The following is a 15,939-nucleotide window of genomic DNA, read 5'->3' on the forward strand; positions in this document are numbered from 1 at the left end:
ATGGAAACCCCGTTACAGTGTGCGAAACGCTGACCCTGGGAGGTGCGCCGTGGCGCGGTATGAGCTGCTGGTGAAGAACGGGACGCTGGTCCTGCCCTACGTCGGCGAGGTGCGCGGCGACCTCGCCACCCGCGACGGCCGCATCGCCGCCCTGGCCGACGACCTCGATCCGGCCGAGGCGGACGAGGTCCTCGACGCGACCGGGAAGCTGGTCTTCCCGGCGGCTGTGGACGCCCACTACCACCTGGGCATCTACCGGCCGCTCGCGGTGGACGCCGCCGAGGAGACCCGCTCGTCGCTGGTCGGCGGGGTCGGCACGGTGCTGTCCTACTTCCGCACCGGGCAGCACTACCTCAACAGGACCGGCCCGTACGCCGAGATCCTGCCCGAGGTGCGCGCCGCGGTCGCCGGGCACGCGTGGACCGACTACGGCTTCCACCTCGCGCCCATGGACACCGCCCAGGTCGGCGAGATCCCCGCGCTCGTCGGCGCGGCCGGGATCAGCTCCTTCAAGTACTACATGTTCTACAAAGGCTTCAACCTGTCGGCCGATTCGCGCGACGCCAAGGCGTTCACGATGAGCGACGAGTACGACCTCGGCCACCTCTACCAGATCATGGAGGCGGTCGCGGCGAACCAGCCCGGCGACCGCCGTGTGTCCCTGTCGCTGCACTGCGAGCAGGCCGAGCTGATGCGGCTGTTCATCGACCGCGTACGCGCGAACGGCGACCCGCAGACGCTGAAGGCCTACTCGGACGCGCGGCCGCCGCTGACCGAACGGGTGGCGATCGGCGAGGCGACCACGCTGGCGAAGGCGACGGGGTGCCCGGTCAACCTGCTGCACCTGTCGTCGGCCGAAGCCCTCGACGCGGCCGCGACCGCGAAGGCGGCCCTCGGTCTGGACATGCGTCTCGAAGTCACGCTGCACCACCTCTGCCTCGACCACGAGACCCTCGATCAGCGGGGCGGTCTGGGCGCCAAGGTGAACCCGCCCATCCGCGCGGTCGCCGACACCGAGGCGCTGTGGGAAGGCGTACGCAGCGGTGCGATCGACTGGGTGGCCAGCGATCACGCGTGCTGCCTGGAGGAGAACAAGGGCAACGCGCTGTGGCCGGCGCTGCCCGGCTTCGGCGGCACGGGACTGCTCTATCCCGTCCTGCTGAGCGAGGGCATGCACAAGCGTGGGCTGAGTCCGCGCCGGATCGCCGAACTGGCGGCGGCCAACCCCGCGGCCGCGTACGGGCTGGCGGGGCGCAAGGGCAGTCTCATGCTCGGGGCCGACGCCGACCTGACCGTCGTGGACCCGGAACTGGAGCAGGCCGTCACGACGGAGCTGCTGCAGTCCGGCCAGGACCACTGCCCGTTCGAGGGCCGGGTGGTTCGGGGCTGGCCGATCGCCACCGTCCTGCGCGGCCGAGTCGCGTACCGGGAAGGGAAGGTCGTGGGGGCGCCACGCGGTGAGTTCCTCGCCCGGTGAGGGAAACGACGGCCCGGCGCCCAACCGGAGGGGCGCCGGGCCGGGAGCACGGCGAGGGATCACATGCCGTCGCCGGACCAGGGACCGCGCGAGCGCGACCGGACCGGCAGCGTCGAGACGACCGGGGCGTGGTCGTGCTCGTCGTAGTTCTCGGGGTGGCCGCCCCACTTGATCCATTCCTCGGTGGTGTACCAGTTGATCAGCTCGCCGTCCGACCGGATGATCCAGTCGATGGTGGTCTCGGCGACGAAGTGGCCGTGCTTGACCCCGGCGGGCCGGAAGCAGTAGGTCCCGTCGTCGATGTCGCCGAAGTTGTAGGCCATCTTGCCGCCGAGCGTGTAGAACTCCTCGTAGCACGGGTGGTGGGCGAGCCGGTGGTCGCTCCAGCCCTGCTCGGCGCGGATCAGCCGGGTGTAGAAGCCGGTCTTCGGGTCCCGGTGCAGCAGCTTGATGTACAGCGGCGTGATCGGGCCGACGGTCGGCGCGGCCGTCCACTGCATCGCGTCGGCGTCGACCACGCTCACCTCGCCCACCGCGTCGGCGTGCCGGGCCGCGTCCGGATCGAAGCCGCAGTCGCCGTACTCGCGCCAGTGCAGGACGTGGCTGCCCTCGCGTACCTTGATCCAGTCCATCGGTACGCCCTTCGGCACCTGCACGTACCCGCCCGGACCCAGTTCCCGGCCGCCGTACAGCAGCGACCCGGACACCACGTAGAACTCGGTGTCCGCGTGCGGTACGCCGCCCGCGCGTCCCCAGTCGGCGGGGAAGCTGAGCGACAGCGAGGACGAGCCGTCCTCCTCGTCGACCGACAGCCGCCGCTCCAGGGCCCTGCCCTCGCCGAACGGCAGCTCGCCGGCGTGCCAGATGTAGTCGTCCTCGTGGATCAGTTCGACGTGCGCTCTCACAGTCCGCCGCTCCTCAGCTGTCGTTTCAACACTTTGCCGGCCGCGTTGCGGGGCAGCGAGCCGGTGAACAGGTACGCCTTCGGCAGCTTGAAGCCGGCCAGCCGGGTACGCAGATGGGCGTCGAGGTCCGCGGGTGCGATCTCGGCCCGGCACACGACGTGCGCCACGATCCGCTCGCCCCAGCGGTCGTCGGGTTCGCCGACGACCGCCGCCTCCACGACCGCGGGGTGGGTGGCCAGCGCCTCCTCGACCTCGCGCGGGTAGACGTTGACCCCGCCGGTGATGATCAGGTCCTTCGTGCGGTCGACGATCGTGATGAACCCCTCGTCGTCCACCACCACGACGTCGCCCGAGGTGAGGAACCCGTCCGGGGTCGTGCACGCCGCGGTCGCCTCGTCGTTGCGCAGGTAGCCGTTCATCAGGTACGGCGACCGGCTGTACAGCTCGCCCGGTTCGCCCGGCGGCACTGGATGTCCGTCGGCGTCGACGACGCGTACCTCGGTGGCGAACCACGGATGCCCGACGCTGCCGGCCTTGCGCCGCGCGTCCGGCGGCCGCAGGTTCGTGACGACACCCGCCTCGGTCGACCCGTACAGCTCGTGCACGCCGACCCCGGGAAGGGCGTCGAGCACCCACTCCTTCAGCGCTTTCGGCAGGGCCGCCGCGTTGAAGAACAGAGTGTCCAGACTGGACAGATCGGCGGCCGCGGCCGGGTCCTCGGTCAGATTGCGGATCAGCTGCGCGTGCGTCGGGACGAGGAACACCGACTGTGCGCGCTCGCGGGCGATCATCTCCAGCGCCCCGCCCGCGTCGAACGAGCGCAGCATGCTCACCGTGCCGCCGCAGAACACCGCCGCGTACGCGAAGGCGAACCCGGCACCGTGGTACATCGGCGCCACGGCGATCGTCCGGCGCCCGGGCCCGAGCCCGTATTCGAGGGCGGTCGCGTAGAACGTGAGGACCCGCGACCGGTGCGAGATCTGCACGCCTTTGGGGTCCCCGGTCGTCCCCGACGTGTACGCCACGCAGAACGGCGCGTACTCGTCGACGGGGACCGCGGGGTCGGCCGCGTCCGCGCGCCGCAGCGCGTCCTCATAGGCGTCCCCGGTCGCCAGCACCTCGACATCGGGGGCGAGGACGGCCAGGGCCTCGTCGGCGATCACCGACCGGCAGCCGGCGTGCTCGACGATGAAGGCGATCTCGGCGGCGGTCAGCCGGGGGTTGAGCGGGACCATGACCAGGCCCGCCTTGGCCAGCCCGGCCGCGATCTCCGGGTACTCCAGCCGGTTGCCGAGCAGCACCGCGACGGCGTCGCCGGGCCGGTGCCCCCGGGCCAGCAGCGCCTGGGCGAACCGGCTCGACCGGTCGCCGAGTTCAGCGTAGGTGAGGCGGCGGTCGCCGTCGACCACAGCGACCGCCTGCGGGGTGGCGCGGGCGAACTCGCGTACGCCACCCGCGATGGACAGGCCGGCGGGGAGGACCATGCGCGTAATGGAAACACCGTTTCCATCCGGTGCGCAAGAGTCGCTCTCACATCGCCGGCGGGAACCCGCCCGCCCGGCCGAGGAGGGCCGGCGTGTCGATGCCGAGCCGCGCGCCTATCCACGTGCCGGTGTCCGCCAGGCCCGCGACGTCGATCCCGGCCAGCAGTCCCGACCGCGTCAGCAGGTACGCCAGATCCTCCGACGCGATGTTGCCGGTGGCCGCCGGGGCGAACGGGCAGCCGCCGATCCCGCCCGTACTCGCATCCAGCGCGGTGACCCCGGCCGCGACGGCCGCCATCGCGTTCGCGTACCCGGTGTTGCGGGTGTTGTGGAAATGGGCCCGCAGCGCGGCGTCCGGTGCGGCCTGCCGGACGGCCGCGACCAGCTCCGTCACCTGCCCCGGTACGCCGACCCCGATCGTGTCGGCCACGCAGATCTCGTCCGGCGACCCGGCCGCGGCGACGAGTCCGGCGACCCGCTCGACGGGAACCTCTCCCGTGAACGGGCAGCCGAACGCGGCCGCGACGGTCAGCGTGGTCCGCAACCCGGCCGCCGCCGCGCGTACGCGGATCCGCTCCCACTGCGCCAGCGACTCCTGAGTGGACATACCCTGGTTGCGCCGGGAGAACTCGTCCGTGGCCACCAGTACGTAGTTGATCTCGTGCAGCCGGCCGGCGACGGTGTCGGCCAGCGCCCGGTCCAGACCGCGCTCGTTGAGGACGAGGCCGATGTAGGAGACGCCCTCGACGGCCGGGAGCCCCGCCACGACCGCCTCGGCGTCGGCCATCTGCGGGACCCGGGCGGGATGCGCGAAGGCGACCGCCTCGACCCTGCGTACGCCCGCCGCGAGCGCGCGGCGCACGTAGGCCAGCTTCACCTCGGTGCTCAGCACGGTCTTCTCGTTCTGCAGCCCGTCGCGCGGGCCGACCTCGACGATCTCCACGACACCTCCGGTTCCTCTGGCGAAACACTGTTTCCAAAGCATACGATGCGCGCATGACGGCACTCTCCGACGTTCGCGTGATCGAGACCGGCACCCTGCTGGCCGGGCCCTTCTGCGGCCAGTTGCTGGGCGACTTCGGCGCGGAGGTCGTCAAGGTCGAGGACCCCGGCAAAGGCGACCCGATGCGCCAATGGGGTCGCGAGAAACCCCACGGGCAGTCGCTGTGGTGGCCGGTCGTCGCGCGCAACAAGAAGTCCGTCACCTGCGACCTGCGTACCGAGGCGGGCCAGGACCTGCTCCGCCGCCTGGTGACCGGCGCCGACATCCTGCTGGAGAACTTCCGCCCCGGCACCCTGGAACGCTGGGGCCTCGGCTACGACCGGCTGCGGGAGCTCAATCCACGGCTGATCCTCGTCCGCGTCACCGGCTACGGCCAGACCGGCCCGTACTCCCCGCGCGCCGGCTTCGGTTCGATCGGCGAGGCGATGGGCGGCCTGCGTTACGTCACCGGGGAAGCCGACCGGCCCCCGTCCCGTTCCGGCATCTCCCTCGGCGACTCGCTGGCCGCCACGTTCGCCGCGTACGGAGCCGTGGCCGCGCTGCACGCGCGGGAGCGTACCGGCGTCGGGCAGGTCGTCGACTCGGCCATCTACGAGGCCGTCCTCGCGATGATGGAGTCCCTCCTTCCCGAGTGGACGGTGGCGGGCTACCAGCGCGAACGCACCGGCGCGATCCTGCCGAACGTCGCGCCGAGCAACGCGTACCCGACCGCCGACGGCACCGACATCCTCATCGCGGCCAACCAGGACACCGTCTTCCGCCGGCTCTGCGAGGTCATGGGCACGCCCAGCCTCGGAACAGATCCGCGCTACGCGACGCACGGCGCCCGCGGCGAGCACCAGGAGGAACTCGACCGGCTGATCGCCGCGTGGACCGCCGAGCAGCCGGCCGGCCCGCTGCTCGACCGGCTGCACGAGGCCGGCGTCCCGGCGGGCGGCATCTACACCGCGGCCGACATCCTCGCCGATCCCCACGTCGCCGCGCGCGAGGCGGTGGTGCGCGTACCGCACCCCGAGTTCGGCGAGCTGCCCATGCAGAACGTCGCGCCGCGGCTGTCCGCCACGCCGGGTTCCGTCCGCTGGGCCGGGCCGGCCCTCGGCGAGCACAACGACGAGATCTACGGCCGGCTCGGCCTGTCCACGTCGGATCTCGCCGACCTCCGTCAGCGCGGGATCATCTGATGGACATCACCGAGGACTACGCCGCCGCCGGTTTCGCCCGGCGGCTCGGCTGGGGCGAGCGGCCCGCCCTGCTGCTCGTGGACCCCGTCACCGCGTACACCGACCCCGCGTCGCCCCTGCACTGCGCCACCGCGCCCGCCGCCCTCGAAGCGATGTCCGCGCTGCTGGCCGCCGTCCGCCGCCGCGGCCTCCCGATCGCCTTCACCACCGTCGAGTACGCCGACAGCACGTGCCCGGAAGCGCCGCTGTTCGCCGCGAAGGTCCCGGCCCTGTCCGCCTTCGCCGCAGGCAGCCCGTACGCGCGCATCCCCGCCCCGATCGCCCCCCGTCCCGGTGAACCGGTGTTCCGCAAGCACCACGCCAGCGCGTACGCCGGCACGTCCGTAGCGGCCTGGTTGACCGCCCACCGCGTGGACACGGTCGTCCTCGGCGGCTACTCGACCAGCGGCTGCGTCCGGGCGAGCGCCGTCGACACCCTGCAGAACGGCTTCCGGCCCATGGTCGTCCGCGAAGCCTGCGCCGACCGGGCCGCCGGTCCGCACGAGGCCAACCTCTTCGACCTCGACGCCAAGTACGCCGACGTCATCCCGCTGTCCGAGGCGCTCGCCCGCATGACGCAATGACGGCATTCCACGACAGTCAATGATCGAAAGTGCGCTCGGCGGCAGGCGCACGGCAGCGTCGCGCCGTTCCGTCGCGCGGGCTTGTTCCCGGTCGGCTGGCAGACCGCCTGACTTTCACTCGTTCAGGGTCGCTGGATCGTGATGTGCTGTACGCCGTGGTCGCCGATGATGACACCGGTGGCGTGCGAGGCGTCGACCACGAACTTGCCGCCCCGGTCGAGGAGGTCCAGCAACCGCTGCGCGGCGTCGATCACCGGCTGGTCCAGGTCCGCGCTGGTCAGCGCCTCGGACAGGGCGGCCTTGGTGCCGTCGGACTCGCCGACCCGCTCGACCAGGCGCGTACCGTCGGGTTCGGTTGTTCCCGAGCGGTGCAGACGGTCGACGACCAGCCTTTTCAGCGCTTGGTAGGCCTCGACGGCCGCCGACTCGCCGACCTTGGCCACGCCCGCCTTGACCGCCGCGACTAGGGCGGTCACCACCAGCGTGATCGGTTCCATCCGGTCCACCTCGTCCTTTGATCCATTCCGCATGCTCCACACTAGAGAGTGCCATCCATGGAAGTCGATCTTGAAGCGAGGGTCCGAGCCGATGCCGTCCCGCCGACAACCGTCTCAACCTGTGACTCACGTCGATGCGGCGTACGCGCAGGGTGTCGTGATCGGCGACGGCAACCAGGTCTCCATCACCGTGAACCAGGCGCCGGTGCAGTGGCCGGTCCGGGTGAATCTCGGCGCACCGGTGGCCGACTGCTGGCAGCAGCGGTCCGAGGAGGCATCGCTCACCGAAGCGCAGCGCCGGGGCGGCACGGTCGTGCTGTCCGGCCTCGGCGGTGTGGGCAAGACCCAACTCGCGGCGGCGCACGCGCAGCGGACGTGGCGTGCCGGGCAGGTGCAGCTGCTGGTGTGGGCGAGCGCCGGCATGCCGGACCAGATCGTGGCCGTGTACGCCGACGCCGCGGCCCGGGTCGGTGTACACCGGGGGGAGTCTGGTGAGGTGGCGGCGCGGCGGTTCCTGGAGTTCCTGGCCGAGACCGATCGGCCGTGGCTGGTCGTGCTCGACGATCTGAGTACGCCGGACGTGCTGGCCGGCTGGTGGCCGCCGGTCGCGCGGGCCGGGCAGCTGACCGTGGTGACGACCCGGCTCGACGATCCCGCGCTCCACGGCCATGATCGCGAGGTCGTACGCGTCGGCTGGTACACCGAGCAGCAGGCCCGTGACTATGTGGGCCGGCGGTTGCGCGACCGGGCCGAGCTGGCGGACGAGGTCGACGAGTTGGCCGAGGACCTGGGACGGCTGCCGATCGCCTTGGCGCAGGCGACCGCGTACCAGGTTGCCTTGGGCTGGAGCTGCTCGCGGTATCGGCAGGAGCTGGCGACGCGGCCGCTGGCGGGACTCACGCCGGGGCACCGGTTTCTCCCCGACGGGCAGCAGGCCACGGTGGACGCCACCTGGTCCATCTCGGTCGAGACCGCCGACGGGTTGACCCGCGGACTGGCCCGGCCGCTGATGCAGCTGCTGAGTCTGCTCGACCCGAACGGTATCCCGCAGCGGATTCTCACCTCAACGGCTGCCCGGCATCAGCTCGTCCTGGCGCAGAACCCCGGCTGGATGCGCCGATGGGGTGCGTTCGGGCTCCCGTGGGGGTTCACCCGGGCGCCGATCCTGGTCATCGCGCCGGCTCAGGAGGTCGAGGAGGCGGTGGCCTGCCTGCGCCGGTTCAGCCTGATCACGGTCAAGGAAGGGCGAATCCGGATGCACTCGCTGGTGCAGCGGGCCATCCGCGAGCACACACCGCGCCATGATCTCGCCCTGTCGGCCCGGACAGCAGCCGACGCCCTGTACGCGGCCTGGCCCGACGGTCCGCAGAACGGCGAACTCGCCCAGGCCTCCCGCGCGTGCACGGTCATCCTGCACCGCCACCATCCCGGACCACTGTGGACAAAGAAGGACGGCGTCCATCCTGTCCTGGTCAAGGCAGGATTCACGCTCGGCGAGGCCGGACAGGTGGTGGCTGCGCGCGCGTACTTCGACGATCTTCTCGGCAGCGCCCGGCGGCACCTCCGCTCCGACCACAAGGCCACCTTCGTCATCCGCTGCGATGCCGCGCTGTGGCAGGGCCAGGCGGGCGACTACACGGGAGCGGCGGCCGCGCTGGAGCAACTGGTCGCCGTTCAGGTACGCGTTCTCGGCCGGCGGCATCCGCAGACACTCGACGTCCGGCACAATCTCGCGTACTGGCGGGGTGCCGCGGGCGACCCGGCGGGCGCGGCCGAGGCGTGCGAGCAGCTGCTGGCCGACAAGCTGCGGGTTCTCGGCCCCGATCATCCCAGCACGCTCTACACGAAAGCGGACCTGGCCTCGTGGCGAGGGCGGGTGAGCAGCCCCGGCGGCGCGGCCGAAGCGTTCGACGAGCTGCTGCCGGCGGTCGTCCGGGTGCTCGGCGCCGACCACGTGTTCACCCTCAACACCCGCCACAACGTCGCCTACTGGCGGGGCCGGGCGGGTGACCCGGCCGGCGCGGTGGCCGCGTTCCGCACGTTGCTGCCCGATCAGGTACGCGTACTCGGGCGCGACCACTCCGACACCCTCAACACCCGACTCGAGCTGGCCCGCAGCCGGGGCGATGCCGGTGACCCGGCGGGGGCGGCGGCAGCGCTCGGCAAGCTGCTCGCCGACCAGCGCCGGGCGCTCGGTCCCGACCACCCGCACACCCTGCTGACCCGGCACGAGCTGGCCCGGTTGCGGGGTGAGGCGGGAGATCCCGCCGCCGCGGCCGCCGGGCTGGCGAAGCTGCTGCCGGACCGGGAGCGGGTGCTCGGCGCCGACCATGTGCACACCCGCGAGACCCTGCAGCAGCTCGCCCACTGGCGACAGCAGGTGCCGTCCGCCGACGGATGACCGCCTTCTCGGGCTATGGAAGGCACACGCTGCGGCGTCAGCGGAACGACCACAGGGCGACTCCGGTGTCGTCGAGGCAGGCCAGAAGATCGTCCGTGGCTGAGCAGAAGCCGCCGGCGCTGATCTGGCCCAGCGAGGCTGTCGCACCGTCGCGGGTCACGACCGAGATCGGCAGCGGCTGGCTGCGGGCGTAGCCGCCGTTGGGGCCGAGGAGCACTCCATCGTGCAGACTGTCGAGGTGCGGTGCCCGGGTTACCGGGAGCCGGCGCACGATCCGGCCGTCTCGGTCGAGCAGGACGTAGGGCTCGTCGTCGCCGAACGAGGGGCCGACGAGAATGAAGCCCGCGCCGACCTGGCCCAGGACGCCGGTGGGTGCGAAACTCAGCGCGCTTCGCCAGGCGACGACCGGCTGCTGCGGGCTCGGGTCGACCGCCACCAGCGACTGTCCCTCCGGGAAACACAGCAAGGTGTCGAAGCACGCGGTGACGGCGAGGTACTGGTCGCTCGTCGCCTGTCCGCTGTAGACGGTCCGACCGCCGTGCGCGTTGACGCCCTGGATCGTCAACGGCTTGCCCGGAGGCGAGGCGACATACACCTCCGCGCGTATTCCGCCCACGAGCCGGCTGCCAGGCGCGAATCCCCGGGTTCCGGCCAGACCGATGCTTCCCTTGTGCGCGTCGAAGACGTCAAGTACGCCTTCCTCGTCGAGGGTGGCGATGTCACCCGCACTGAGGACGCGCGGGCCGCCGGCGATCGACGGCTGTTCGGTGGCGGAAGCGGCCGTCACGGCGAGGCGCTGCGGAACAGTCTGCTGCCAGAGCCGGCGGCCGGTACGCAGATCCCGGCCGACGAGCCGGCTGCCCTCCTTGGCGACCAGCACGTCACCGGTGATGAAGTACGTCGTCGCCGCGCCGGTGTGCCACAGCGGCCGCCCCGAGGAGGCGTCGAAGAGATACTGGCGCTCCGGATGCGCCACGCCTTCATTGGCCAGCACGGTGGCCACCAGAACGTCGGCGTCGGGCGCCAGGGCGAGCCCTTGCCATTCACCGACCATCGATATCTTCTGAGGACCCCAGCGCTTCGCGGCGTCAGCCCGCAGATCCGTGCGGGCCAGCAGCAGACTGTCCTGGTTGCGGGTCTGCCACGCGGCGTACACGGAATCGCCGTATGCCAGCGTGAGCCCGGTGCTGGCCCGCCCGGCCGAACCGAAGTCCAGGGCCGTGCCGACCCGGTGCAGGGGCGCGAAGCCGGACGGGAACGCGGCGGGTGACGGCGAGGTGGCCGGGGTCGGATGGCTGTGGTGGCGAGTGGTCAGCGTGACGGTGCCCAGGGTCGCGGCGACGAGCGCGAACACGGCGACGGCGACCAGCGCCATCCTGCGGTGGCGGCGTTGATCGCCGCGGCGGCGGGCCTGCGCGGCCAGGGGAGCGTCGAGGGAGTCAGCCGCAGCCCGGGCGCGGGCGAAGAACTCGTCCAGGTCAGCGGACATCGGTCTCCCCCTGTTCGGTGAGCCGGGCGGCGAGCGCGGTACGTCCGCGCGACAGCCAGGACTTGACGGTGTTCAGGTTGGCCCCCATCTCCGCAGCAACCTGCTCCACCGACAGGTCCACCAGGTAATGCAGCGTCAGCGCCCGGCGCTGATCGAGGGGAAGACCGGCCAGCAGTCCCGCGACGAACAGGCGGTCGTCGCCGGGCGGCGGTTGCGATGCCGGCGGCTGCGGCGGACGTTTCCAGCGGATGCTGATCTGCCGCCAGCGGTCGGTGGCCAGCCGCGTCACAACGGTGCGCAGCCACGCCTCCGGCGCGTCGTACGCCCGGACACGCGACCAGTGCTGCCAGGCCCGGGCATACGCCTCATGCGCGAGATCCTGCGCCTCGACCAGATCGGCGGTCAGTCCGAAGGCGTACCGCACGAGGCGCCGGACCGTGGCCCGATAGAACTCGTCGAACTCGTCAGTGCCGCCCATCGTCTCCCCGTCAGCCGAACCACTGGCGCGCCGGTGTCCCGCGCGTACCCGTGCAGGACGGGGCCGGTCGCGTCAGTAAACACGGATGGCACCGCGCTTCGGTTGCGGAGCACGCAAGATCGTTCCGCCGGACGTGTCGGGCGTTCCATGCGGTGCGAGACCGCGGTCAGGATGGTCGGGAACCTCGAAGTGGTGTCGGAGGGGCACTGGCGGCTGTTGTAGCCATCGGCGAAGGGCGGGCCCTGCCGCGCACGGTCAGGGCCCGGCCTCGTTCACTCGCCGGCTGTCACCACCACTTGTTCTCGTGGGCCTGCTCGGTACCGCCGGTCTCGTCCAGCCCGTCCAGGACCGCCATGTCCTCGTCGGACAGGGCGAAGTCGAAGATCTGCGCGTTGGCGGCGATGCGGTCCTGGTGCGTCGACTTCGGCAGGACCACGAGACCGTGCTGCACCGCCCAGCGCAGCAGGACCTGCGCCGTCGTGCGGCCCAGCGCTCCGGCGATCTTCGACACCGTCGGGTCGTCCAGGTAGCGGCCGGTTCCCAGCGGGCTGTACGCCTCCACCACCACGTCGTGCCGGGCGCACGCCTCGACCAGCCGCGTACGCCGGTGCCACGGGTTGAACAGCACCTGGTTGACGGCGGGAACCACCGAACCGGCGGCGATCACCGTGTCGAGCTCGGCGGCGCTGAAGTTCGACACCCCGATCGAACGCGCCAAGCCGCGCTCCAGGGCCCGTTCCATCCCCGCCCACGCCCGGGTGGGACCGCCCGCGGGCCAGTGCACCAGGTACAGATCCACCTGGTCCACACCCAGCCGGCGCAGGCTCTTCTCCGCCTCCGCGACCGGGTCGCCGCCCTCGGGGTAGAACTTCGTCGTGATGAACACCTCCTCGCGCGGCACCCCGCTGTCACGCAGCGCCCGCCCGACACTCTCCTCATTGCCGTACGCCTGCGCGGTGTCGATGTGCCGGTAGCCCGCGTCCAGTGCCCAGCGCACCGAGTCGACGCAGGTACGCCCGTCCTGCACCTGCCACACGCCCAGGCCCAGAACCGGCAACTCGTTCCCGTCAGCCAGCTCGCGTACGCCGGCGGCGTTCTCGCTCATGAATCCACCTTCCTGCTGTGCTCACCGACCAGGCTATCCGCATCGGGGAGGTCGGGGTGCGGGAGTAGGAGTGGGAGCCTGCGCCCGCCGTGCGAACGGGTCCGACTCAGGCGTCGCCGGGTGCTCAGCCTGGATCTCCGCGATACGCCGAGGCCACGCGTGGTTTCGATGGCCCGTTCAACCATTCCCAGCGAGCCGCTCCGGGCGTTGTTAGCACACAGAGATCTCGATACCGCTCCCGCGTCAGCTCGCTGAAGTCACTGCGCCGGCTGGCTCCCCAGTCGGAGAGGTGGACACGCCGGTCCATGCCGGCGCAGGCATGCTCATTCACCGCCATGGCGAGACTGTGGAGTGCTTCACGGATCTTGCGGTTGTCATAGGCGATGCCGATGTCGAACCACGCGGCATGCCTACCGATGAGCTCCGTCAGGAGCTCACGGTTGACGGAACCGGCAAGCCGTGCTGCTTCTACTCGCTCGAAGTAGCTCAAGAGGTGAGCAAGATCCCTTCGCGCCGAGCTGTCCAGCTCGTCTCGACGTAATGGCTCGCCACGGCCGGGACCTTCGCGGCGAACACGCTCCGACAACCGCAGGCGCACCTCGCCCAGGTCGCCCGCAACCAACTCCTGGTGGAGGGCCAATACTCGATCGACCTGCCGGTCGTTGCGTTCTCCCCGCAGGGCGGCCGTGGCCACGATCAGCGCCGGTGCGACAGCTGCCGCCTGCACCACGGCCGCCCACGCAGCCCATTGATCTGCTTCCATCCCTATAGTTTGTCGGCGGCCGCAAACTTCCGGGACCGCCGATGCGTGGCCAGTCGTCTACCCGGCTGCTGTCAGCGTTAACACCTTGCCCAACACTTTCAAGCGTTCGCCGCGATCACGTGCCTCCTCATCTGTCACCGTCGCTGCGAAGCCAACTGAGCACGGCTCAAGCGGGTAGCCAGTCTCGGCGCGGGTCGTATTCGAGCCATCGACGGTCGCGCCCGTACGCGGCGAACGCCTCCAGCAGCCTGTCGAGTCCGGGTGGCCGCTCGATCCAGGCCAGCGACCATGGATACAGCGGGGTCGGTTCGACCAGCGGAATCGATCGCAGTCCAGGCGGTAGCGGCGCGTCCGCAGGGAACAGCGAGAAGCACAGCGGATCGGTACGCAGGTGCTCGACGAAGTGTTCGAGGCCGAGGTTCGGGCCGCCGAGCCGCGCGGCGATGCCGAACTCGTCGGCGAAGCGGCTCAGGTAGTCCACCCGGTCCGGTGGAGCGGGGAACCACATCGTCGAGCCGGCGAGTTCCCGGGGTCGCAGCGTGTCGGCGCCGGCGAGCGGGTGGCGTTCGCTGAGGACGGCGTCGACGGGCTCCAGGCGGACCAGGCGGTGCCGCAGCCCGGCCGGGGCCTGGGCAGGAACGCGCCCGAAACCCGCGTCCGTCTCGCCTCGACCCAGCGCGGCCAGCAGGGCCGGGAGATCCCGGATCGGGCCGACCTGCACCCGCAGCCCAGGGTCCGCGGCGAGCACGTCAGCGACCGATCGCGTCGGACTGTAGAGATGACCCCAGACATCCAGACGCAGCGGGCGGTCCTGGCCGCGCACGGCGGCGACCGCTTCCCGCCCCGCCGCGAGTACGCGCTGAGCGGGTTCCAGGAAGAGCCGACCGCCCTCGGTCAGCTCCACCGCGCCGTGCCCGCGTACCAGCAGCGGCACCCCGAGGAGCTGTTCCAGGCGGGCGATGCGTTTGGACAGCGCCTGCTGGCTGATCGACAGCTCGGCGGCGGCCTGACCGAAATGCAGTGTGCGCGCGGTGACCGCGAACGCAGCGACCTGGGCGAGATCCAACGCGAGCTCTTCCACCGGCCCCAGGCTGCTTCGACAACGATCGGTTGTCAAGCCGAGGTCGCGGTTGTTGGCCGCACCACAACCGGACGCGATCAACTGGTTCCCGTACGGGGCAACCGAAAGGAACGACATGAAAGCGCTGATCGCCACCGGCCGCCAGGACGAACTGGTCGCCTTCGCCGAGCGGGACGAACCACGACCCGCACCGGATGAGGCGTTGATCCGGGTAGCGGCCTTCTCTCCCAATCGCGGCGAGATCTTCCAGCTCGGCTGGAATCCGCAGTTGCCGCCAGGCAAGGACGTCGCAGGGCTCGTGGTCCAGCCGGCCGCCGACGGCACCGGCCCGGCCGCCGGCACCCGGGTCGTCGGTCACACGGCCGGTGCCGGCTGGGCCGAGTACGCCGCGATCGGCACCGACGCGCTCGTCGCGCTGCCGGACACCGTGCCGACCGTCACCGCCGCGGCGCTGCCGCTGGCCGGGCTGACGGCGCTGCGGCTGCTACGGCAGGCGGGACCGTTGACGGGCTGGCGCGTACTACTCACCGGCGCCTCCGGCGGGGTGGGCCACTACTTCACCGAACTGGCCGTGTCGGCGGGCGCCGACCTCACGGCCGTCTCGACCCGCGGCGACCGCCTGCGCGAACTCGGCGCGACCGTGGTCGCCGACGTCGGCGCGGCAGTCGGGCCCTTCGACGTCGTCCTCGAATCGACCGGCGGCGACGCCTTCCCGGCCGCCCTGGCCAAGCTCGCCCGGCGCGGCACCCTCATCTGGTTCGGGCAGGCGTCGCAGCAGCCGGTGACCGTCAACTTCTTCGACCTGTTCGCCGGGCCGACGTCGGCCACCATCCAGCATTTCCACTACGCCGATCACGACGGCCCGGACGGACCCGACCTGCTCACCCTCGTCCGCCTCGTCGAAGCCGGGCGGCTGCACCCGGAGATCGGGCGAGTGGCCGACTGGGCCGACACCGCCACCGTCCTCGCCGCCCTGCGCGACCGCCAGCTGCGCGGCAACGCCGTACTCACCCTGGAGCACAACCGATGAGCGCCCTGACCGCCCGCGAAACCGTCATCCGCTACGTCGAAGCCGTCGCCAACGGCGACCTGGCGACGATCGAAGCAAGCTTCACCGACGACGCCACCTGGACCTACCCCGGCGACCTGCCGCTGAGCGGGACCTGGGTCGGGCGGACCGCGATCCTCGATGACTTCCTCGGCGGGATCGGTAGCGGTTTCTTCCGCACCGCGCCCGCCATCGTGCTGACCAACGTCATCGCCGAAGGTGACACCGTCGTCGCCGAATGGACCGCGAAAGCCACCACCGCGACCGGACTGGAATACGACAACCAGTGCCTCGGTGTCTTCACCGTACGCGACGGGCAGATCGCCACCGTGAAGGAGTACACCGACACCGCGCACGCCGGACGGGTGCTGTTCGGCAGGTGACCACCACCGACGGCCTCTCCC

The 15,939-nt window shown here is 71.3% G+C and carries 15 protein-coding genes; 6 read left to right on the forward strand and 9 right to left on the reverse strand.

Features of this window, described 5'->3' with window-relative positions; genetic code table 11:
- The first annotated feature begins 49 nt into the window (after positions 1–49).
- Positions 50–1,477 carry a dihydroorotase gene (locus tag G401_RS0115350; protein WP_027343194.1) on the forward strand — a complete coding sequence of 476 codons (1,428 nt, stop codon included), beginning with the start codon at positions 50–52 and terminating at the stop codon, positions 1,475–1,477.
- A gap of 59 nt (positions 1,478–1,536) precedes the next feature.
- On the opposite strand, the gene G401_RS0115355 is transcribed toward G401_RS0115350, so the two are convergent.
- Genes G401_RS0115355 through G401_RS0115365 form a run of 3 tightly spaced genes read right to left on the reverse strand, consistent with a single transcriptional unit; the run spans position 1,537 to position 4,809 of the window.
- Positions 1,537–2,382 carry a DUF4437 domain-containing protein gene (locus G401_RS0115355; protein ID WP_027343195.1) on the reverse strand — a complete coding sequence of 282 codons (846 nt, stop codon included), beginning with the start codon at positions 2,380–2,382 and terminating at the stop codon, positions 1,537–1,539.
- Complete coding sequence (locus G401_RS0115360) at positions 2,379–3,866, reverse strand: class I adenylate-forming enzyme family protein (RefSeq protein ID WP_027343196.1); 1,488 nt, start codon at positions 3,864–3,866, stop codon at positions 2,379–2,381. The genes G401_RS0115355 and G401_RS0115360 overlap by 4 nt, the downstream gene beginning before the upstream one ends.
- 46 nt (positions 3,867–3,912) lie before the next feature.
- Positions 3,913–4,809 (reverse strand): hydroxymethylglutaryl-CoA lyase, encoded by an 897-nt coding sequence (locus G401_RS0115365; protein WP_027343197.1) that lies wholly within the window; start codon positions 4,807–4,809, stop codon positions 3,913–3,915.
- Positions 4,810–4,862: 53 nt separating this feature from the next.
- Here G401_RS0115365 and G401_RS0115370 point away from each other — a divergent pair, with 53 nt between their 5' ends.
- Positions 4,863–6,050, forward strand: a complete 1,188-nt coding sequence (locus G401_RS0115370) for a CaiB/BaiF CoA transferase family protein (protein WP_027343198.1) — start codon at positions 4,863–4,865, stop codon at positions 6,048–6,050.
- Positions 6,050–6,673 carry an isochorismatase family protein gene (locus G401_RS0115375; RefSeq protein ID WP_034591734.1) on the forward strand — a complete coding sequence of 208 codons (624 nt, stop codon included), beginning with the start codon at positions 6,050–6,052 and terminating at the stop codon, positions 6,671–6,673. The genes G401_RS0115370 and G401_RS0115375 overlap by 1 nt, the downstream gene beginning before the upstream one ends.
- A gap of 122 nt (positions 6,674–6,795) precedes the next feature.
- Here G401_RS0115375 and G401_RS0115380 read toward each other — a convergent pair whose 3' ends face one another.
- Complete coding sequence (locus tag G401_RS0115380; RefSeq protein WP_157545751.1) at positions 6,796–7,203, reverse strand: hypothetical protein; 408 nt, start codon at positions 7,201–7,203, stop codon at positions 6,796–6,798.
- An 88-nt stretch (positions 7,204–7,291) separates the two neighbouring features.
- On the opposite strand from G401_RS0115380, the gene G401_RS45940 reads away from it, so the two are divergent.
- On the forward strand, positions 7,292–9,571 hold the full coding sequence (locus tag G401_RS45940) for a tetratricopeptide repeat protein (protein ID WP_051366699.1): 2,280 nt from the start codon (positions 7,292–7,294) through the stop codon (positions 9,569–9,571).
- Positions 9,572–9,608: 37 nt separating this feature from the next.
- Here the strand turns inward: G401_RS45940 and G401_RS0115390 are convergent, their stop codons facing one another.
- From G401_RS0115390 to G401_RS0115410, 5 genes are all read right to left on the reverse strand, one after another.
- Positions 9,609–11,060 carry an outer membrane protein assembly factor BamB family protein gene (locus G401_RS0115390; protein WP_027343201.1) on the reverse strand — a complete coding sequence of 484 codons (1,452 nt, stop codon included), beginning with the start codon at positions 11,058–11,060 and terminating at the stop codon, positions 9,609–9,611.
- A complete protein-coding gene (locus G401_RS0115395) occupies positions 11,050–11,538 on the reverse strand; it encodes a SigE family RNA polymerase sigma factor (protein WP_027343202.1) in 489 nt (162 codons plus the stop codon). Before G401_RS0115395 ends, G401_RS0115390 begins: the two co-directional genes overlap by 11 nt.
- A 286-nt stretch (positions 11,539–11,824) precedes the next feature.
- Entirely contained in the window at positions 11,825–12,643 is an 819-nt protein-coding gene (locus G401_RS0115400) for an aldo/keto reductase (protein ID WP_027343203.1), read from the reverse strand.
- 124 nt (positions 12,644–12,767) lie between these two features.
- Positions 12,768–13,406, reverse strand: a complete 639-nt coding sequence (locus G401_RS55845) for a hypothetical protein (RefSeq protein WP_157545755.1) — start codon at positions 13,404–13,406, stop codon at positions 12,768–12,770.
- A gap of 166 nt (positions 13,407–13,572) precedes the next feature.
- On the reverse strand, positions 13,573–14,487 hold the full coding sequence (locus tag G401_RS0115410) for a LysR family transcriptional regulator (protein ID WP_034591735.1): 915 nt from the start codon (positions 14,485–14,487) through the stop codon (positions 13,573–13,575).
- A gap of 115 nt (positions 14,488–14,602) precedes the next feature.
- Between G401_RS0115410 and G401_RS0115415 the strand changes: the two genes are divergently transcribed.
- Positions 14,603–15,517, forward strand: a complete 915-nt coding sequence (locus G401_RS0115415) for a zinc-binding dehydrogenase (RefSeq protein ID WP_027343206.1) — start codon at positions 14,603–14,605, stop codon at positions 15,515–15,517.
- On the forward strand, positions 15,514–15,918 hold the full coding sequence (locus tag G401_RS0115420) for a nuclear transport factor 2 family protein (protein WP_027343207.1): 405 nt from the start codon (positions 15,514–15,516) through the stop codon (positions 15,916–15,918). Before G401_RS0115415 ends, G401_RS0115420 begins: the two co-directional genes overlap by 4 nt.
- Positions 15,919–15,939: the final 21 nt, after the last annotated feature.

Origin of the sequence: Hamadaea tsunoensis DSM 44101, assembly GCF_000428945.1 — a bacterium.
Classification (GTDB): Bacteria; Actinomycetota; Actinomycetes; order Mycobacteriales; family Micromonosporaceae; genus Hamadaea; species Hamadaea tsunoensis.